Origin of the sequence: Piscinibacter gummiphilus (genome assembly GCF_032681285.1) — a bacterium.
GTDB lineage: Bacteria > Pseudomonadota > Gammaproteobacteria > Burkholderiales > Burkholderiaceae_C > Rhizobacter > Rhizobacter gummiphilus_A.
In genome coordinates this window covers 1,759,094-1,777,317 of sequence record NZ_CP136336.1, presented here as the reverse complement: position 1 = coordinate 1,777,317, position 18,224 = coordinate 1,759,094, and the positions used below count along the sequence as shown (strand labels likewise).

Genomic DNA, 18,224 nt, shown 5'->3' with positions numbered 1-18,224 from the left:
CGCGTGGGGCGACGTGCAAACATCCTGTCAAGAAACTTGCGTCGTCTCTTGCAATGCTGACGTGCCATCAGATGGATCGCTGCCGCCAGGTCTTCTACATCAGCGAGGCTGTGGCCGGGCTGGGCACGCTGGATGTCCGCAGCATCCTCGACATCTCCCGCTATCGGAACCTGCGCGACAACATCACCGGGTGCCTGCTCTTTTCTGGGCGGCACTTCGTGCAGATCCTCGAGGGAGACCCCACCGAGATCGAGAACACCATCGGACGGATCAAGGCAGACCGCCGCCACCGCGGCATTCACATGCTGGTGGATCGCGAGGCCACCCGCATGTACGACGATTGGTCGATGGGCTGTCTGTACAACCTCGATCTGGCCGACCAGCTCGCCGCACTCCACGCCAGCCCTTCGGCCACCGCAGACGAGTGCCTCGGGTTCATGGCGGCGATCCACCCCGACACCGTCATGGGGCCGCTGTAGCAGCAGCGCGAATCTCCTCGGCGCGCTGCCGCACCGCCGCCCGGTCGGCGTCGTTCAGCCGCGCCAGGTTCTTGAGCTGCATGGCCATGCGTGTGTTGCCGGCGAGCAGCTTCTCGTGGCGCAGGAGGAAGTCCCAGTACAGCGTGGTGTAGGGACAGGCTCGTTCGCCGATACGTTGCGCCGGGTCGTAGCGGCACCCGGCGCAGCTGTTGCCCATGCGCTGGATGTACTTGCCGGTGGCGACGTAGGGCTTGCTGGCCATCAGGCCGCCGTCACCGTACTGGCTCATGCCGAGCGTGTTGGGCAGCTCCACCCACTCCACAGCATCCACGTAGACCGACAGGTACCACGCATGCACCTGCTGGGGCCGCACCCCCAGCAGCAGCGTGAACAGGCCGATGACCATGAGGCGCTGGATGTGGTGGGCGTAGCCGTGTGCGAGGGTCTGCGTGAGGGCATCGCGCAGGCAGGCCATGTCGGTGTCGCCGGTCCAGTACCACGCGGGGAGGTCGTGGCGGGCGTCGAGCGCATTGCGTTCGAGGTAGCCGGGCATCTGCGTCCAGTAGATGCCGCGCACGTATTCACGCCACCCCAGGATCTGCCGGATGAACCCTTCGGCGCTTTCCAGTGGCGCGTGGCCCGCGCGGTAAGCGGCTTCGGCAGCGTGCACGACTTCGCGGGCCGTCAGCAGCTTCAGGTTCAGCGCCGCAGAGAGCTGCGAGTGGTACAGCCAAGGTTCGCCGGGCCACATCGCGTCTTCGTAGCGGCCGAAGAGCGGCAGCCGCTCTTCGATGAAAGCCTGCAATGCCGTCAAGGCTTGCGCGCGGGTCACCGGCCAGGCAAAGCTCGCCAGCGAACCGGGGTGCTGGGCGAAGCGGGTCTCGACCAGTGCCAGCACTTCACGCGTGACCGCGTCGGGCGCGAAGGTCGCGCGCGGCGGCACGAGGCCCGGCCCTTCGGAGCCGAAGGCCTCGCGGTTGTCGGCGTCGAAATTCCAGCGTCCACCGACGGGGCCGCCGTCTTCCATCAACACCCCGTGGCGCTGCCGCAGTTCACGATAAAAGTACTCCAGCCGCAGCGACTTGCGATTCTTGGCATGGGCGGCGAACTCGCGCACGGTCGCGAAGAAGTGGCGGTCTTCGCGGACGTCGAGCACCAGCCCGGCCCGCTCGACCACGGCCTTCAGGGACTGCCAGACGCGCCAGTCGCCCGGTGCCGTCATCACGACCCGCTGTGGGGAAAGCGACGCGAGTGACGCTTGAAGTTCGGCCGCGAGAGTGCCCAGATTGCCGGGGTCGTCCAGGCGCCGGTAGTGCAAAGGGCGGCCAGCCGCCCGCAATGCTTCGGCGAAGTGCCGCATCGCGGCAAGGAACAGCGCAATGCGCTGCTTGCTCGACCAGACATGGGTCGACTCTTCGGCGGCCTCGGCCATCCACACCGCGTCTTGCGCGGGGTCGAAACCATCGAAGGCGGCGGCGTCGAGGTCGAGCTGGTCACCGAGAACCAGGACCAGTGTTCGCAAAGGCGTCATGGTGCGTCGGGGCGCGCTCGAACGCGCAGCCGATTCCTGAGATCGTCGACAAAGGTCCTCGCCGGCAGCGAGAGCGCGCGATCATGTCGCCACACGAGATGCCAGCGGCCTCGCAGCGGGAAGCCCGTCACCGGCAGGATCGTGAGTCCTTCCGACGCCGGGTTCGACGCCAAGGCATGACGCGACAGCACGGCGAGCCCCAGCCCTGCGCGCACCGCGTGCTTGATCGCCTCGTTGCTGCCAAGCGCCATGCGCGGCTCCCAGGACACGCTGTTGCGCGCGAACGCTTCTTCTGCCGTGGCGCGGGTTCCCGACCCCGACTCGCGCGTGAGCAAGGGTTCAGCGACCAAGTCTGACAGCTTGAGCCGCCGGCGCCGCGCGAGCGGGTGGTCGCTCGGCGCGATCACCACGAGCGGGTTCTCGAGAAACGGCCAGCGGGTCAGCGGCAGGTGATCCGGCGGACGCATCATGGCGGCCAGCTCGTCATCGCCACGCTCGAGCCGCGCCACGACGGCCGCGCGGTTCTCGACGGCGAGCTCGATCTGGATGCCGGGGTACTGGCGCGCGAAAGGGCCCAGCAGGTCGGGCAGGAAGTATTCGGTGGTGGTCACCGCGGCGATGCGCAGGCGCCCGCGCTTCAGGCCCTGCAGCGCGGCCGCGTCGTCCTCGAATTCCTGCCAGATCGCACCCATTGCCCGCACCGCTTCGGCGAGGCGCTGGCCGATGGCGGTTGGTACGAGGCCTCTTCCACGCTGTTCGAAGAGCACGAGGCCGAGGGCCGCCGACAGCTCCTTCAGTTGCGTGGAGACCGTCGGCTGCGCCAGATGAAGCGACTGCGCCGCGCGCACCACGCCACCCAGCCGCACCACCGCTTCGAGGCTGCGCAGCTGGACGAGGCTCGCGCGAGGCGCCTGTCGAAGGCCAGGAGGCATTCCGTGTTTCATCGACTTCCCCGATGTTTTGCATCCGAACATATCACTTGTCGGTCATGGCCGGTTCACCGAGCATTCGCCCCCGCCATGCAAAACTTCCTCGACCCCGCCATCCTCTTCTTCGTCTTCGGGCTCCTTGCCGGCACCGTCCGATCCAACCTGGAAATTCCGCCTGCGATTGCACGCTTTCTTTCGTTGTACCTGCTGATGGCCCTCGGCCTGAAAGGAGGCTTCGCACTGGCGAAGTCAGGGCTGGACGCCGAGGTCGCGGTGAGCCTGGCCTGCGCAGTCGTGCTGGCACTGGTCGTGCCGGCGATGGGCTACCTGGTCTTGAAGCGATGCCTTTCGCGTTTCGACGCCGCGGCGGTCTCGGCCACCTACGGATCGGTCAGTGCCGTCACCTTCATCACGGCGGTGCAGTACCTGGAGACGCACCAGTTGGCCTACGGCGGGCACATGGCGGCGGCCATGGCCTTGATGGAGTCCCCCGCGATCGTGATGGCCGTCGTGCTGGCGAACATGGCGCGTCAAAAGGAAGGCACAGCGCATGGCACGCACAAGGTGGGCCTGCGCAAGGTGCTTCACGAGTCGTTCACCGACGGTGCGCAACTGCTGCTGCTGGGCGCCATGGTGATCGGTCTGATCACAGGCGAAGCAGGTCAAAAGTCCATGCAGCCGTTCTCCGGCGACCTGTTCAAGGGAATGCTCGCGTTCTTCCTGCTCGACATGGGCCTTCTTGCGGCGCGCAACATCGGCGCACTGAAGGGCCGCTCGCCCTGGCTGGTGGGCTACGCGCTCGTCGGGCCGCTGGTTCACGCCGGCCTGGCACTCGCGCTGGCGGCAGCGGTGGGCCTGTCGGCGGGCAACGGGGCGCTTCTGATGGTGCTGGCAGCCAGCGCTTCTTACATCGCGGTGCCTGCCGTGGTGCGGCAGGCGATCCCGGAAGCGAACCCCTCGCTCTACTTCGGCATGTCGCTCGGGTTGACCTTCCCCTTCAACATCCTTCTGGGCATTCCCCTCTTCGTCTCCATCGCGGAACGGGTCCTGTGAAACCGCGGGGCTCACAAAGCAAAAAGCACTTAGCCGCTTTCGCGTGCTAAGTGCTTGAATTTTGGTGGGCCCTGTAGGATTCGAACCTACGACCAACGGATTAAGAGTCCGCTGCTCTACCAACTGAGCTAAGAGCCCGCTCGTTCTGTGTTCCCGGAGGAACTGGTGGGTTGTGCAGGACTTGAACCTGCGACCAACGGATTAAAAGTCCGCTGCTCTACCGACTGAGCTAACAACCCGGCAAGCCCATGAGTATAACGGGCTTTGCGAAGTTGCTTCAAGCCAACCGGCGAAGCACGCATTGTAGCGCTTCTGAGGCGGCGACCAAACCGAACGTTGCGGTAACGACAACACTCGAGCCATACCCATGGCAATTGAGGCTGCCGTCGACCTTGGCTCCGCCCGCGTCATCCCCGACGTCGCAGAAGGCATCGGCAGGCGACATCACGGCTTCGCGCGAGAACACGCAGCGCACACCCATCGCACGATCGCGCGGCGCACCGTGCTGCTTGCGCAGCCGCTGGCGCATCGAGGCCAGCAGCGGATCGTGCGTGGCACGGGAGATGTCGTCGACTTCCACCAGCTGTGGCTTCTGCTTGCCTCCGGCCGCGCCGACGCACACGAAGTCGTGCCGCCCTTCACGCGCCCACACGGCCATCGCCATCTTGGCTTGCACCTGATCGCATGCATCGATGAGCACGTCGATCTCGCGCGGCAGCAGTGAAGGCCAATTGGCGGCGGTCACGAAGTCATCGACCACCTGCACGTCGCAACCCGGGTGGATGTCGGCAATGCGCGCACGCAGCGCCTCGCCCTTGTGCTGGCCCAGCGTTTCGCCGCGTGCCTGCACCTGGCGGTTGATGTTGGACTCCGCGACATGGTCCATGTCGAAGAGCGTGAGCTGCGCCACGCCACTGCGCGCCAGCGCTTCGACGGCCCAGGAGCCCACGCCCCCCAGGCCCACAAGGCCGACCCGCGCCGAACGCAGCGCCTTGTAGCCCGCATCGCCATGCAGGCGCCGCAAGCCGCCAAAGCGACGTTCGAGGTCGGGGGCCAGCAGGTCGAGCGGCGCGTTCAAGAGAGATCCACGGGGAGCGCGAGCCTCAGCGCAGGGACGCCAGGCGCTCCTTGCCCGCCTGTGCGGCCTCGGACTTCGGGTACGCCTTCACCAGCTCGTCGATGGTGCGGCGCGCGCCCTTGTTGTCTTTCAGCTCCATCTGGCAGTTGGCAATGGCCAGCAGCGACTCGGGTGCCCGAACGTGATCGGGCGCGGTCGACAGCAGCGCGCGGAAGCTATTGATCGCCTCGCGGTACTCGCGCATCGCGTACTGCGCGTTGCCGCGCCAGAACTGCAACGAGGGCATGTAGCCGCTCGCCGGGTAGCGCTTGGCGAAGGCCGCGAAGGCCGCCGAGGCCGCGGCGAACTCGCTCTTGCGCAACAGCGCCATCGCGTCTTCGTACTGGCGGCGCTCTTCCGGGTCGACCAGGAATTCGCGGCCGTCGACCGAGACCTTCACCGGCTCCAGCTTGCGGATGCGGTCTTCGACGCCCTGCTGCACATCCTTTTGTGCCTTCTGGAGGTCGCCCTGCACACGCTGCAGTTCGGTGACGTCGCGCTGCAGCTGCTCGTCTTGCCCGCGCATGCGCGCCATCTCGGCACGCACGGTTTCGAGCTGGTTGTTGAGGTCGAGCAGGCTGCGCCGGAGCTGGCTGATCTGCTCCAGCAGCTGGGCCTGGTTCTCGGCCATCGCCGCGCGCAACTTGGCGTCGCCCTGCTCCTGGCGCTGCCGCATGTCGAGGATGGCCTTGCGCGCCTCGTCGTCGTCGAAGAGGCCGGCATGGGCCGCCGGCGCCGCAAGCGCCAGCAGCAAGGCCCAAACAGCAGGCCGCCCTCGCATCGTCAGGGGCCGATTCATGGCCACGCTCAGCGGCTGGACAGCTCTGCGCGGCGGTTCTTCGCCCACGCCGCTTCGTCATGGCCCTGGTCGGCCGGGCGCTCCTTGCCGAAGCTCACGGCTTCGATCTGCGCATCGGTCACGCCGAGCAGCTTCAGGGACTTGGCCACCGACTCGGCGCGCTTCTGGCCGAGCGCCAGGTTGTACTCGCTGCCGCCGCGCTCGTCGGTGTGGCCTTCGATGGTGAGCTTCTTCGACTTGTTCGCCGCAAGCATCTTGGCCTGGCCTTCGATGACGGGGCGGAACTCATCCTTGATCACGAAGCTGTCGTAGTCGAAGTAGACGATGCGGCCGACTTCGGCGGCAGGCGGCGCATTCTTGGTCAGGTCGACGCTGGCGACGCGGCCGGAGTTGGTGCCGTTGGCCGACGACGAGCCGTTGTTGGCCCCCGCAGCGCCAGGTGTACGCGACTCCACCGGCGCGGCCTTGTTGTCCAGCGGCACGTTCGACGCGCAGCCGGCGAAGACGGCTGAAGACACGGCGACGATGAGAGCGAGGCGGGACATGTTCATGGTGATTCTCCTGATGGTCGGGATGAGCTGCCTGTACGGCTGGTCTGAAAGGCGCTTGGTCAGCGCAAGAAAAAGATATCAGCGAACGAACGGGCCCCACGCTGGTTCACGCACGTCGGGGAAGCGGTTGGCATCGAGAGCGCCCTTGATCTTGCCGTCGAGGGTGGTCGTCATCAGCGTGTCGCGGCCGTTGGCCCGGGTGGCGTAGATGATGAGCTTGCTGTTGGGCGCAAAGCTCGGACTTTCATCGTCGCTGGTGTCGGTGATGGCTTGCGCGTTGCCGAGCTTGCCGATCTCGCCCACGTAGAGCTTGAAGGCGCCGTTCTGGCGGGAAATATAGGCGAGGTAGCGGCCATCGGGGCTGATGGCCGGGCTGATGTTGTAGCTGCCGGTAAAGCTCACGCGCTCGGCCGCGCCGCCTCCGGCAGACATGCGGTAGATCTGCGGGCCGCCGCTGCGGTCACTCACGAAATAGATCTGCTTGCCATCGGGCGTGAATGTGCCTTCGGTGTCGATCGCCTGGCTGTTGGTCAGGCGCCGCGGGCTCTCGCCGTTGCGGCCGATGATGTAGAGCTGCGAGCCGCCGTCGCGGCTGAGCGTGACCACGAGGGACTTGCCGTCGGGCGACCAGCTCGGCGCGCTGTTCGAGCCCGGGAAGCTCGCAAGCTTGCGGCGCGCGCCGGTGACGATGTTCTGGGCGAACACGGCGGCCTTGCGCTCGTCCTGGAAGGTCACGTAGGCCAGCTCCTGCCCGTCGGGCGACCAGGACGGCGAAATGATCGCTTCGCTGCTCTGCAGGGCGACCTCGCCACCCGCGCCGTCGGCGTGGTCCACGCGCAGTGCGTAACGCTTGCCCGAGCGCGTGACGTAGGCAATGAAGGTCGAGAACACCCCCTTCTCGCCGGTCAGCTTTTCATAGACCACGTCGGCAATCCGGTGGGCGGCCAGGCGCAGCTCGGCGGGCCCGGCCGTGACGTTGGCAAATACGAGCTCCTTGCCTTTGACCACGTCCCAGAGCTTGTAGCGCACGTCGAAGCGACCGTCGGCCAGGCGAGTCACCGAGCCGGCCAGGAGCGCATCGGCCGATTGGTCGGCCGACTGGCCACGCCAATCGCCGAGATTGGGCTTCGCGGACTCGTCGATGACCTGGTCGGTCTTGACTGCGCGGAAGAGGCCTGAGCGCTCCAGGTCGGCCTTGATCACCGCCGACACGGACTGCGTTGTGCGATCTTCATCGCGGAAGCGGGCGATCGCGATCGGCAGCTGGGTCGCACCCACACCCGAAATCTCGACCCGGAACTGGGCCAGCGCCGGGGCGGCGAGCAGGAGGCCAGAAGAGGCTGCAAACAGTCGTCGATTCATCGGCATGGATTGTCCTGATCCTCGTAATTCATATTGGTTCAATGGATTTGCCGGCCTGGCGTGCGAGCAAATCCATCTTGAGGTACCTGTAATAAGTACCTTCCGCCTGGTAAATCGCGAGCACGAGGCCGAGGCGGCCATCGAGAAAGCCGCGCTTGAGGAAGTAGCAGCGCATGAACGCCCACCACCCGTGGGTCACTGCAGCAAAAAGGCTGCCACGCTTGCCAGCCTTGACCTTGTCGAGCGCCCGGCCGCTGCTGTAGCGGTTCATCTTGTCGAGCGCGTCGTCGAGCGAGGGCATGGTGTCGTGCAGCAGGTCGCCCTTGAGCCGCTCGACCTTGCCTTGCACGACGAGACGCTCGTGCACCAGGTCGTCGGTAAAGCGCGCACGGCCGCGGCGGAAGACGCGCAGCACGCGGTCGGGGTACCAGTCGCCGTGGCGGATCCACTGTCCGCAGAAGCGGGAGATACGTGAAAGCTCGTATCCCTCGGCCGGGCCGTCCTTCGTCACGACCTCGCGGATGCGCTGGGCGAGCTCAGGGCTCACGCGCTCGTCGGCATCGAGACTCAGCACCCAGCGGCCGCGGGCGGCATCGAGCGCGCGGTTCTTCTGCTGGCCGAAGCCGGGCCAGTCGGCGGTGGTGATGACCTGCGCGCCCAGGCTGCGTGCGATGTCTGCCGTGTCGTCCGCGCTGCCCGAATCCACGACGATCCACTCGTCGGCAAAGGCCACGCTCTTCAAGCACGCGGCGATGTTGCGGCTTTCGTTGCGGGTGATGAGGATGACGGACAGCGCGATCTCGGGCATGTGGGGCAGGCGCTCCTTCGAGGTGGCGGGGATTGTAGGCAGGCGCATTGGATAATCCGCGCTTCCTATGACCCAACCCACCCAGAACCTGCGGCAGCGCCTCGCGCGCGTCGCGCCCTACTTTGCCGGCACCAAACTCGCGTTCGTGCTGGCGGCGGTGGGGGCTTCGATTGGTGCGGCCACCGAGCCAGCGCTTGCGGCGATGATGAAACCGCTGCTGGACGGCGGCTTTACCCAGCAAGGCAAAGTGCCCCTCTGGGCGGTGCCCGCGGTCATCATCGGGCTCTTCCTGACCCGCGGCATCTCAGGTTTCCTGGTCAACTACGCGCTCTCCTGGGCCTCGAACGAAGCCACGCTGAAGATGCGGCGCGACATGTTCGAGCACGTGCTTTTGTCGCAAGCGTCGCTCTTCTCGCAGCAGACGGCCAGCAGCCTCATCAACACCGTGGTGTACGAGGTGCAAAACGGTACGCAGACCCTGGTGGGCGCCGCACAGACGCTGATCAAAGACAGCTTCACCGCCGTTGCGCTTCTGATCTACCTGTTGTGGATCAACTGGCAACTCACGCTCTTCATTGCGGTGCTGCTTCCCCCTGTAGCCGTGACGGTGCGCTACTTCAGCCGTCGCATGCACCGCATCAGCCTGGCCACTCAAGGCGCCGCCGACGAGATTGCCTACGTGATGGAAGAGAACACGCTCGCCTGGCGAATCGTGCGTCTGCACGACGCCAAGGCGGCACAGGAGCAGCGCTTCAACACGGCCAGCACCCGGATGCGCCAACTCTCGCTCAAGGGGACGGTGGCCTCGTCAGCCATCACGCCGGTGACCCAGCTGATCTCGGCCTTCGCCCTCTCCGCCGTCATCGTGGTCGCGCTGTGGCAGAGCAACACACAGGGAGCGACGGTGGGTGGCTTCGTCGCGTTTATCACCGCCATGCTGATGCTCATCTCGCCGTTGCGCCACCTCGCCGACGTGGCTGGCCCGGTGACGCGGGGGCTCACCGCGATCCAACGCGGCCTTGACCTCATGCACAAGGTGCCTGTCGAGGAAACTGGCACGCACACTGCCGCGCGCGCGCGCGGCGAACTCGAGTTCCGCGACGTCTCGCTGCGCTACAACGAAGACGCCGTGGCATTGAGCGGACTCACGCTGCAAGTGCGCGCTGGCGAAAAGCTGGCCTTGGTCGGCCCATCCGGTGCCGGCAAATCGACGCTCGTCAATCTGCTGCCTCGCTTCCTCGACCCCACCGAGGGTGAAATCCGCCTCGACGGCGTGCCATTGCGCGACTGGGAGCTGACCTCGCTGCGCCGCCAATTCGCGCTGGTGAGCCAGGACGTGGTGCTCTTCAACGACACCATCGCCGCCAACGTGGGGATAGGTAGCCATCCCATTGACCTGGACCGCGTGAGAAGCGCACTTGCCTCGGCAAACCTGCTCGATTTCGCTGAAGAGCAACCCGAAGGCGTGATGGCACGCGTCGGCCACAACGGCAACCAGCTCTCGGGCGGCCAGCGTCAGCGCCTCGCAATCGCCCGCGCGATCTACAAAGACGCACCTGTGCTGATCCTCGACGAAGCCACCTCGGCGCTCGACAGTGCGAGCGAACACTTGGTGCAGCAGGCACTGGAGCGGCTGATGGAGGGGCGCACGACCATTGTCGTGGCGCACCGCCTCTCGACCATCGAGAAGGCCGATCGCATCGCCGTACTCAATCAAGGCCGACTCGTCGAACTGGGCACGCGCCAAGAGCTGTTGGCCCAAGCAGGCCTCTTCGCCCGCTTGCACGCGCTGCAGTTCAAGTTTTGACGATGCGTCGCCAGCGCTGGCTGATCCTCTCGCACGCGTTCAACATGGACGGGCGGGCCGCGAGCCTCACCGTCACCGACAAGCTGCGCTATCTGGTCCAGGCCGGCATCGAGCCGGTGATCCTGAGTGCCATCACCGGCGAGCAGGACAAGCGCTACGAGCACCACCGCCTGCTGCCCTGGGGGCCATCGGCACTGCGCTTCGATCTGCGCCACCTGCTGGCCCGCCATCTCGGCCGGGGCATTGCCTACCGTGTGCTGATGCTGCTGATCAGCCTCGTGCTCGCGCCGTTCATGGTGCTCGAGAAGCTGCTGATCGGACTGCGCAACCAGTGGTCATGGGCGCTACCAGCCTTTGTGCGCGGGGCCTGGATGCTGCGCCGTGGCGACATCGACCTCGTGTATTCGAGCGGCGGGGCGTATTCCGCCCACTTGGCCGGCTGGTGGCTCAAGCGCTGGTGCGGGGCGAAGTGGATCGTCGAAGTCCACGACCCGATGGTGTTCCCCGGCCGGGCGCCGGCCAACCGCGACGAGCGTTTCCAGGCCCGGCTCGAAGGCCTCATCTGCCAGCACGCCGACCTCGCGTGGTGGTTCACCGAAGGCGCGCTCGCCGCCGCGCAGGCGCGCCACCCGGTGCTGCGCGAGCGCGGCATCGTGGTGATGCCCGGCGCCGAGCCGCCGCTGCGGCCGGCCACCTACACGCCCGGGCCGGTGTGCGTGCTCGGCCACTTCGGCTCGCTGTCGGACAGCCGCAGCCTCGTGCCCTTCATCCGCGCGCTGAACCACCTGCTGGCGCACGAGCCCCAATGGCGGCCGCTGCTGCGCCTGGAGGTCTATGGCGGTGCGGTCGACGGCCCTGCCCAGAAGCTGATCGAGCAGCACAAGCTCGACGACGTGGTGATCCCGATGGGCCGCCTGGAGCATGACCCCGCGACGGGTCTCTCAGGCCGCGAGCGTGTCGTGCAGCGCATGCAACAGGTCGACGCCCTGTTGCTGATGCATGGCGAGGGCGACGAGTGCGAGCAGTACATCCCGTCCAAGCTCTACGACTACTTCTGGGCCCGCCGGCCCGTGCTCGCCTACACCCACCTCAACCCGCAGCTCGATCGCCTCGTGCGCGAGCACCAAGGCTGGTGCGCCCCAGCGACCAACACCGTGGCCGGCGCCGCCGCCTTGCGTGAGTTGATCCTGCGCTGGCAGGCCGGAAGGCTTCCCACCGTCACCGTGCCGCCCATCAGCACCGCCGATGCGGTCGACGAGATCCTGTCGGTGGTCGAGGTCGCCAAGATCTCCGGGATCTCGAAGCTCTAGCCTCGCCTCACTAACGCGAGCAGAGCAGGCTCTCGAACTGCCGCAGCCACCAGCGCTGGCGCCAGCCGCGGTCGAGCGGTGGCATGCGAGTGGGCGTGCGCATGCGGTCGAGCAGCACCGTCTGCGTGAAGTTGTAGTTGTGGCGGCTGTGGCCGTAGTTGGCGCCGAAGTGGTCGATCTCCAGGCGCTTGCGCGTGTCCACCCCGGTGTTGAAGCTCAGGTCACGCACCAGCGAGTGGTACGACTTCTCGCGGTCGAGCTGGCGCTCGATGCAGAACACGGCCTTTGGCAGGTGCGACTGCACCGTGCCGTGGTTCTTGAAGTTCTTGACGAAGCGATAGTCTTCCGCGCCATAGGCCCCGGCGAACTCTTCATCGGTGCCGAAGAGCTGGAAGAAGCGCGAGCGCGCCAGGTAGAAGATGTTGGGGTGGCCCTTGATCAGCGAGCCGTCGGGCATCTTGCGCCAGAACTTGTAGAAGCGGCGGCGCTTGATCGGGTGGGCCAGCAGCCAGCGCACCGTGTGCTCCGGGAAGGCATGGTCCACATCGGTGATCACCACGTTTTCGGCGCGGGCGTGCAGCATCGCGGCGTTGCGCGCGCCGGCCTGGTTCCAGCGGATGTCCTGGTCGATGCGCACCCAGGTGAGGTTCAGGTCGACGTCGGGAATGTCGTACTTCAGCGGTGAGCCGTCGTCGACGATCACGAACTGGATCTGGTCCAGCACCTCGGCCGGCAGCGTGGTGAAGTCGCGCAGCCAGCTCGTGACGGTGTCGATGTTGTCCTGGTTGCAATAGAAGTGCGTGGCCAGCGTGAGCTTGATCGCGCCGTGGTTGCGCTTGGCGAGGCCGAAGATGTCAGTGCGCGTGGGCTGCGTGAGGGCCAGCAGCGTGTGGCGCATGGTCTTGTGCCACGAGTCTTCGCCGAGCGCTGCGGGTTGGTCGAGCAGCACCGGGTTGTCGACCACCAGGCCGCCCTTGGGTGGGCGCACGTTGGCTTCGAGATCGGCCCGGCTCGTCATGAAGTTGACGCCGGTGTAGCGGTTGAACACCAATCGGTCGCGGTAGGTGGGCTTGAGGTTCGCCGGGCGGTCCCACCAGCGCATCACGATGCTGGGCTGGCGGCGGCGCAGCTTGAGCTGCACGGCCAGGCGCTGTGCATCCTCGATGTCGGTCAGCAGCAGCACCACGCCCTCGGCTTGCGCAAACGCCTCGCGCACGACGTCCTCAGAGGAGGCGCCTGCGGCGATCGAGGTCAACCTGGCCGGCAACTCCTGCACCGCGTGCGGGCCGGCACTGTAGGCGGCCCAGAAGCGCTCCAGCACGCCGCCGGCTTGGGCAACCACGGTCAGGCGTGAAGGCAGGAGGTAGGACATCGGCTGGGTTCGCGGAAACTGGCCGGGGATTCTAGGGGCGGGGCCTCGGCCACAATCGCGGCTCCGCCCGCGAACGCGCCCATTGCATGGCCCTCGACTTTCCCATTGTCTGCAAGACCTACCGCGGTGACCTGCGCCGCGCGCAACGCCTGCTGGCGAGCCTCGCGCCGCACAACCGCGAGCAGCTGCCCGTGGTGCTGATCGTGCCGAGCGACGATCTGGCGCTCTTCCGCAGCACGCTCCCGGCTGGTGCCTGCGAGTTCGTCACCGACGAGGCTGTGGTCGCTGCCCACCCCAAGGCCGCCGATCACGGCTTGCTGGCCCGCTACAAGACCACCCCAGGCAGCAAGGCGCAGCAGGTCGTCAAGTCGGAAGCCTGGCGCCTGCTTGGCTGCGACGCCTACCTCTGCACCGACGCCGACACCGTGTTCCTGCGCCCCTTCGGTCGGGCCGATTTCCTGGCGCCCGAAGGCCACCCCTACAGCCATATGCACGAGTCGAAGGAATACCGCCAGCTGGCCTCGTCGCGCGGCTACCCCAAGGTCGAGGCGGACTTTCGCCGGGAGAGCGCGCAGCTGAAGGCGATCTTCGGCCGCACCGGCCCCGACTACGACTTCGGCCCCACGCCCGTGCCCTGGTCGGCCAAGGTGTGGAGCGACCTGTACGAGCAGCGCCTCGCGCCGAAGAACCAGACGCTCTGGGACGCCATCGAGCAGATGCCCTCCGAGCTGCGCTGGTACGGCGAGTCGTTGCTGGCTTACCGGAGCATTCCGCTCTCGCCCATCGAGCCGCTCTTTCGCGTCTACCACCACGACTGGCATTTCAATGCGCTGCGCCGACTGGGCGAGACGGAGGCCAACCTCGTCGAGCGCTTCATCGGCGCCGTCTACCAATCGAACTGGCAGTACGAGATGGACGAGGCCGGCGCCCGCAGTGCCAGCTCCCGCGCCGTGCGGCGCGTCAAACGCTGGCTACGACAGTTCAGGCGTTAGCGGCCGCAGGGCGCTTGCGAAAGCTGTAGATGCCGCAGCCGTAGTCCAGGCGCGGCGGCGTCGCAAGAGACTGATCGAGATGCAAATCCCCCGCGTCGTCGACGTAGTCGAACCTGAGCAATTCGAGGCGATCGCCGGCCCACCCCAGCACTTCGGTCGGGTCAAATACGCGGTGCGCGTTGAAGTGCACCGCGCTGCGTCCGATCGGAAAGCTCACGTACAAGTGCCCACCGCCCTTGAGCATGCGGACGAGGTTGTCGAACCCCCTGCGATGCCCCAACGGATCGACCGGATCGCCATACCGCCCCAGGCCAAAGTGCTCAATCGCGTGCAGGCAGCTCAGGGAGTCGCAGACCTCGTGAAGGCCGGGGTCCAGATCCATGAGGTTGCCCTGCACATAACAGATGTTCTGGTGCTTCGTCATGCTCAGCGGCCTGATGTCGATGACCTCGATGGGCCTGAACGCCGCCACGTGAGCCACAAACCCATCAATGCGACTGCCAACGTCGATATGGCGCAGCGGTTTCGCGGTGTGCACGAAGCCGGCCACCAGCAGGTCTTGATGGAAGTAGTGGCCCCGCGCCGTGCCGGCTTGGTCGGCGTAGTCCTCGAAGATGGCGTGCTCATGCGCGATCTCGCCACCAGCCGCCACGAAGGCCGCCTTCTGTTGAAGGTAGAGCGGCAGGTAGCGCAGCGTTGACGTGCGTCGGGGGTAGGCGCCGAAGAGGACCAGCAAGAAGGCCTTGAGCTTCATCAGAGGCGTGGCAAGTGATGCATTCATTTGAGTCTGGAGGCGCCCAGGTCGCCTTCTCGTTGGTCTTTGCCCGGCCGCATGCGCAATTCTGCGAGGCATTCGTCGAGCACCCGTTGCACCGGCAGCGCCTCGAGGCAGAGGCTGCGGCTGTGATGGTGATCTTCGCACCCCGCATGGCCGCAGGCGACACATGCCTGCTCCGCCTGTAGGAGGATGACCCTGCGCGAAGACTGCCTCGGCTGTGCCCGTAAATACGGTGAACTCGCCGCATGCCCCTGCGGCCACGGCCCCCACCGGATGGGGTTGGTAGGGCCGAACAGTGCCACCACCGGCGTGCCACAGGCCGCAGCGAGGTGGGTGATGGAGGTGTCGGGGCCGACGTACAGCGCGGCGCGGCGCAAAAGCGTGCCCACCTGGTTCAAGTTGAGCTGGCCGGAAACGTCAATGACCTGAGGTGGCGAACCGAGCGCGCGCACCTCCGCGATCTGCGCCTGGTCGGTTTCCGACTTGCTGCCGGTCAATACCACCTGATGCCCACGCGCCAACAGTTCGCCCACGAACTCGATGTACTTGGCGATGGGCCATTGCTTGTAGCGCCACATGGACGGCACATGGACCACGATCGGAGCATCGCCCAGCAGGGCGTCCAGATCCAGCGGCAACGCAACCTCGGGTGGTGCGGCCACGTTCACCTCGGGCGGGAGCGCGCGCCATGGCTCAAGCAGCTTGAGCTTCTCGACGACCGTCGGGGTCGTCTCGTCGTCGATGCGCACTGCATGGGTCAGCAAGCACCGCTTCCACCAGGAGATTGCCGCGCGCCCGGGCACCAGGCCGCTGCGCACCCTGGCTGCCACCCAGCCATAGAGGTGGGCCCGATCGCTCTGTTGCGTGATGAGCGCCAAGTCGTAGCGACGCCAAAGCCTGCGAACGAACGGCCATGCCGCCCGCCAGCCGCTGCCCGAGGGGACTTCCACGAAACCTCGGATATCCGGGTTGCCCTTCAGCATGCCCAGCGTCCCGGCGAACCCAAGAACATCGATCGACGCATCGGGCCAACGTTGCCGCGCGGCAGCGATCAGCGGCGCCGTCAGAAGCACATCGCCGATCTGCCGTGTGGCGATCACCAGGACGTTGCGAGGATCCTTCATGCGACCGGCGGCCAGGGGCGATGCCAGCCCGCCACAGGGGCGGCATACTGACAGGCTGCCAGCTTGGTGGGCTGCTTGGAGCGATGACGCGCGAAGCGAGGGTTATCGACAAAGGTACACACCGCCACTATTGATCACTCCATAAACCACAGTCAGTCATGACGATCGTCACCAAGCTCTTCGGTGGCCTGGGAAACCAACTCTTCCAGTACGCCACGGCGCGCCAACTAGGGTTGCACCTCGACAGGCCGGTTTTGGCCGACCTCTCCTGGTTTCGCAATATCCAGGACGGCGAGACACCGAGAGTGCCCCTGCTCTCGCATTTTCACCTGCCGGTGAGCTTCGTCCATTCTGACGGCGACCCCGAACACCTCGCAGAGCCCGCGGCCAATCTGTGGCAGGCGATCAGACGCCCCGTGAGAACCATCAACGAGAAACAACCCTTCCGCTTCGACAAGCGCCTGCAGACGCTGGCTGACCGAAGCCGTCTGGCCTACCTCGTAGGCTACTGGCAGTCGTTTCGGTACTTTGAGGAAGCACGCCCGCATCTGCTGGAAGACCTGAGGCCATCGACCGTGGTGGACTCTCACTACGCCGACATCGCAACTCGCATCGAGGGGTGTCAATCGGTGATGGTTCATGTGCGTCGCGGCGACTATGTGCATTCGGCGTCCGCGGCCAAAGTGCACGGAGCCTTGCCATTGGACTACTACCGGCGAGCCTTGGAACTCGTGCGCGGCCGAGTCAAGGACCCGCACCTGTTCTTCTTCTCCGACGACATCGCATGGGTACGCGAGCACCTGCACACCGACCTGCCCTCGGAGTATGTTGCGAACGCCTCAGGCGATACTGCAGTCATCGCAGAACTGGGCCTCATGCAGCGATGCCATCACCACGTGATCGCAAACAGCAGCCTTAGCTGGTGGGGCGCCTGGTTGGCCGATCGGCACGGGCAAATGGTCGTAGCTCCCCGCTGCTGGCTGAAGTCCGAATCACTCGTGCTTGACGACCTGTTGCCGCCCAGTTGGGAAACCCTGGACTGTGGCGATTGATGACTTCGTTTGCGTATGAGACGCCACGTTCAATTTGTCAGCAGTTCAGGACCGGCTTGGCCCTGGTGGCGCCAGATGCCCGGGACATCGGGCCATTGGGAGAACACACAGTACGCACTCGACTGCGCGCCGGATTTCGAGGTCGAGTGGCTGGTTGTCTATGACGGATGGTCGACTCCAGAACTGATGACCCACGTCCCTCGGGCGCGACGCATCCTGATCACGGGTGAGCCAGAGAGTTTCCATCGATACCAACCAGCCTATCTGGCTCAGTTTGGCCACGTCATCACGACGCAGCGCTGCATCCGTCATCCTGGCGTGATCCACACACAGGTGGGGATGAACTGGTTCGCCGGCGTGCGGTTCGATTTCAATGGGCCGCAGAACTCCTATGTTCCGGTTCTGGGCTTTGAAGAACTGGCTGCCGACCTACCCCTCAAGACGAAGCTGTGTTCCGTTGTGTCGTCGACCAAGTCGGTGACCGCCGGACATCGGCAGCGCTTGGACTTCATTCTGCGACTCAAGGAAGAGCTGGGCGACTTGGTCGACATCTACGGCCGTGGGTTCCAAGAGGTAGCGGACAAGGACGATGCCTTGGCGGCGTATCGCTATCACATTGCATTGGAGAACTCCTCCCACCCGGACTATTGGACGGAGAAGCTGGCTGACCCTTTCCTGAGACAGTGCTTCCCGATCTATGCGGGCTGCCCCAACCTTTCGGACTATTTTCCAGAAGGAAGCTGGTTGTCGATTGATGTGAGCAAACCCGCCGAGTCGATTGCCCGCATCCGAGAGGTCCTGAAAAGTGACCTCGATCGCCAGCGTGCTTCGGCGGTGGCCGAAGCCAAACGTCGGGTCTTGTGGGAACACAATGTGTTTGGCTTGCTGGAGCGGACCTACCGTCGATTGGAGTCGGCAGAGGCCCAAGCCCCGCAGAGGCTGACGTCTCCCGAGCGCTTGTGGACGAACCAGGAGGTAAAAGACGCCCGATGGAGTCGCCGCCTGGTTCGCAGGCTGAGGCAGGTGCTTGGGCTCAAGCGCACCGGCCGATAATTCGCTGATCGACGGATGGGAAACGATAGGGACGCCGGTCCCGGGAGCAGGCGATGTGGTGGAACAGACTGACGAGGCTCAAGGGGGTTGGGCGTTACGCGTGCCTC

General features: G+C 65.7%; 17 protein-coding genes and 2 tRNA genes. 7 read left to right on the top strand and 12 right to left on the bottom strand.

The annotated features are described in order from the left end of the window. The first annotated feature begins 71 nt into the window (after window positions 1–71). On the top strand, window positions 72–479 hold the full coding sequence (locus tag RXV79_RS08505; protein ID WP_316702990.1) for a BLUF domain-containing protein: 408 nt from the start codon (window positions 72–74) through the stop codon (window positions 477–479). Here RXV79_RS08505 and RXV79_RS08500 read toward each other — a convergent pair. Both RXV79_RS08500 and RXV79_RS08495 read right to left on the bottom strand, forming a co-directional pair. Beyond that, window positions 463–2,010: a cryptochrome/photolyase family protein gene (locus RXV79_RS08500; RefSeq protein WP_316702989.1), complete on the bottom strand. Its 1,548-nt coding sequence runs from the start codon at window positions 2,008–2,010 to the stop codon at window positions 463–465. The two genes, RXV79_RS08505 and RXV79_RS08500, sit on opposite strands and share 17 nt — an antisense overlap. Next, a complete protein-coding gene (locus tag RXV79_RS08495; RefSeq protein WP_316702988.1) occupies window positions 2,007–2,942 on the bottom strand; it encodes a LysR family transcriptional regulator in 936 nt (311 codons plus the stop codon). Before RXV79_RS08495 ends, RXV79_RS08500 begins: the two co-directional genes overlap by 4 nt. A gap of 87 nt (window positions 2,943–3,029) precedes the next feature. Between RXV79_RS08495 and RXV79_RS08490 the strand changes: the two genes are divergently transcribed. Further along, entirely contained in the window at window positions 3,030–3,992 is a 963-nt protein-coding gene (locus tag RXV79_RS08490) for a sodium-dependent bicarbonate transport family permease (RefSeq protein WP_316704032.1), read from the top strand. A gap of 62 nt (window positions 3,993–4,054) precedes the next feature. On the opposite strand, the gene RXV79_RS08485 is transcribed toward RXV79_RS08490, so the two are convergent. From RXV79_RS08485 to RXV79_RS08455, 7 genes are all read right to left on the bottom strand, one after another. Beyond that, a tRNA-Lys gene (locus RXV79_RS08485) sits at window positions 4,055–4,130 on the bottom strand. Between the two features lie 25 nt (window positions 4,131–4,155). Next, window positions 4,156–4,231: transfer RNA gene (locus tag RXV79_RS08480), tRNA-Lys, on the bottom strand. 38 nt (window positions 4,232–4,269) lie between these two features. Continuing rightward, window positions 4,270–5,070: a tRNA threonylcarbamoyladenosine dehydratase gene (locus RXV79_RS08475; protein WP_316702987.1), complete on the bottom strand. Its 801-nt coding sequence runs from the start codon at window positions 5,068–5,070 to the stop codon at window positions 4,270–4,272. A gap of 25 nt (window positions 5,071–5,095) precedes the next feature. After that, on the bottom strand, window positions 5,096–5,908 hold the full coding sequence (gene ybgF, locus RXV79_RS08470; RefSeq protein WP_316702986.1) for a tol-pal system protein YbgF: 813 nt from the start codon (window positions 5,906–5,908) through the stop codon (window positions 5,096–5,098). Between the two features lie 8 nt (window positions 5,909–5,916). After that, window positions 5,917–6,459 carry a peptidoglycan-associated lipoprotein Pal gene (gene pal / locus RXV79_RS08465; RefSeq protein ID WP_316702985.1) on the bottom strand — a complete coding sequence of 181 codons (543 nt, stop codon included), beginning with the start codon at window positions 6,457–6,459 and terminating at the stop codon, window positions 5,917–5,919. A gap of 78 nt (window positions 6,460–6,537) precedes the next feature. After that, entirely contained in the window at window positions 6,538–7,821 is a 1,284-nt protein-coding gene (gene tolB / locus RXV79_RS08460) for a Tol-Pal system beta propeller repeat protein TolB (protein WP_316702984.1), read from the bottom strand. Between the two features lie 28 nt (window positions 7,822–7,849). Next, window positions 7,850–8,620: a glycosyltransferase family 2 protein gene (locus tag RXV79_RS08455; RefSeq protein ID WP_316704029.1), complete on the bottom strand. Its 771-nt coding sequence runs from the start codon at window positions 8,618–8,620 to the stop codon at window positions 7,850–7,852. Window positions 8,621–8,696: 76 nt separating this feature from the next. On the opposite strand from RXV79_RS08455, the gene msbA reads away from it, so the two are divergent. Both msbA and RXV79_RS08445 read left to right on the top strand, forming a co-directional pair. Further along, window positions 8,697–10,436: a lipid A export permease/ATP-binding protein MsbA gene (gene msbA / locus RXV79_RS08450; RefSeq protein WP_316702983.1), complete on the top strand. Its 1,740-nt coding sequence runs from the start codon at window positions 8,697–8,699 to the stop codon at window positions 10,434–10,436. 2 nt (window positions 10,437–10,438) lie between these two features. After that, window positions 10,439–11,746, top strand: coding sequence for a glycosyltransferase family protein (locus tag RXV79_RS08445; protein WP_316702981.1), 1,308 nt, complete (start codon window positions 10,439–10,441; stop codon window positions 11,744–11,746). A 10-nt stretch (window positions 11,747–11,756) separates the two neighbouring features. Here RXV79_RS08445 and RXV79_RS08440 read toward each other — a convergent pair whose 3' ends face one another. Then, window positions 11,757–13,118: a glycosyltransferase family A protein gene (locus RXV79_RS08440; RefSeq protein WP_316702980.1), complete on the bottom strand. Its 1,362-nt coding sequence runs from the start codon at window positions 13,116–13,118 to the stop codon at window positions 11,757–11,759. Between the two features lie 86 nt (window positions 13,119–13,204). Here RXV79_RS08440 and RXV79_RS08435 point away from each other — a divergent pair, with 86 nt between their 5' ends. After that, window positions 13,205–14,110, top strand: coding sequence for a DUF6492 family protein (locus RXV79_RS08435; RefSeq protein WP_316702979.1), 906 nt, complete (start codon window positions 13,205–13,207; stop codon window positions 14,108–14,110). Here the strand turns inward: RXV79_RS08435 and RXV79_RS08430 are convergent. Together RXV79_RS08430 and RXV79_RS08425 are read right to left on the bottom strand one after the other, a co-directional pair. Beyond that, on the bottom strand, window positions 14,100–14,864 hold the full coding sequence (locus RXV79_RS08430; protein ID WP_316702977.1) for a DUF268 domain-containing protein: 765 nt from the start codon (window positions 14,862–14,864) through the stop codon (window positions 14,100–14,102). The two genes, RXV79_RS08435 and RXV79_RS08430, sit on opposite strands and share 11 nt — an antisense overlap. A 23-nt stretch (window positions 14,865–14,887) precedes the next feature. Beyond that, window positions 14,888–16,012, bottom strand: coding sequence for a glycosyltransferase family 9 protein (locus RXV79_RS08425; protein WP_316702976.1), 1,125 nt, complete (start codon window positions 16,010–16,012; stop codon window positions 14,888–14,890). Window positions 16,013–16,170: 158 nt separating this feature from the next. On the opposite strand from RXV79_RS08425, the gene RXV79_RS08420 reads away from it, so the two are divergent. Together RXV79_RS08420 and RXV79_RS08415 are read left to right on the top strand one after the other, a co-directional pair. Beyond that, the gene (locus RXV79_RS08420; protein WP_316702975.1) at window positions 16,171–17,064 is read left to right on the top strand and encodes an alpha-1,2-fucosyltransferase; all 894 of its coding nucleotides are present in this window, start codon (window positions 16,171–16,173) and stop codon (window positions 17,062–17,064) included. 75 nt (window positions 17,065–17,139) lie between these two features. Then, window positions 17,140–18,117, top strand: a complete 978-nt coding sequence (locus tag RXV79_RS08415) for a glycosyltransferase family 10 domain-containing protein (protein WP_316702974.1) — start codon at window positions 17,140–17,142, stop codon at window positions 18,115–18,117. Window positions 18,118–18,224: the final 107 nt, after the last annotated feature.

Coding starts and splice junctions, on each gene's coding strand:
- RXV79_RS08505 (WP_316702990.1), top strand. CDS start 72: ATGGATCGCTGCCGCCAGGTCTTCTACATCAGCGAGGCTGTGGCCGGG.
- RXV79_RS08500 (WP_316702989.1), bottom strand. CDS start 2,010: ATGACGCCTTTGCGAACACTGGTCCTGGTTCTCGGTGACCAGCTCGAC.
- RXV79_RS08495 (WP_316702988.1), bottom strand. CDS start 2,942: ATGCCTCCTGGCCTTCGACAGGCGCCTCGCGCGAGCCTCGTCCAGCTG.
- RXV79_RS08490 (WP_316704032.1), top strand. CDS start 3,030: ATGCAAAACTTCCTCGACCCCGCCATCCTCTTCTTCGTCTTCGGGCTC.
- ybgF (WP_316702986.1), bottom strand. CDS start 5,908: ATGAATCGGCCCCTGACGATGCGAGGGCGGCCTGCTGTTTGGGCCTTG.
- pal (WP_316702985.1), bottom strand. CDS start 6,459: ATGAACATGTCCCGCCTCGCTCTCATCGTCGCCGTGTCTTCAGCCGTC.
- tolB (WP_316702984.1), bottom strand. CDS start 7,821: ATGAATCGACGACTGTTTGCAGCCTCTTCTGGCCTCCTGCTCGCCGCC.
- msbA (WP_316702983.1), top strand. CDS start 8,697: ATGACCCAACCCACCCAGAACCTGCGGCAGCGCCTCGCGCGCGTCGCG.
- RXV79_RS08445 (WP_316702981.1), top strand. CDS start 10,439: ATGCGTCGCCAGCGCTGGCTGATCCTCTCGCACGCGTTCAACATGGAC.
- RXV79_RS08440 (WP_316702980.1), bottom strand. CDS start 13,118: ATGTCCTACCTCCTGCCTTCACGCCTGACCGTGGTTGCCCAAGCCGGC.
- RXV79_RS08435 (WP_316702979.1), top strand. CDS start 13,205: ATGGCCCTCGACTTTCCCATTGTCTGCAAGACCTACCGCGGTGACCTG.
- RXV79_RS08430 (WP_316702977.1), bottom strand. CDS start 14,864: ATGAAGCTCAAGGCCTTCTTGCTGGTCCTCTTCGGCGCCTACCCCCGA.
- RXV79_RS08425 (WP_316702976.1), bottom strand. CDS start 16,012: ATGAAGGATCCTCGCAACGTCCTGGTGATCGCCACACGGCAGATCGGC.
- RXV79_RS08420 (WP_316702975.1), top strand. CDS start 16,171: ATGACGATCGTCACCAAGCTCTTCGGTGGCCTGGGAAACCAACTCTTC.
- RXV79_RS08415 (WP_316702974.1), top strand. CDS start 17,140: ATGCCCGGGACATCGGGCCATTGGGAGAACACACAGTACGCACTCGAC.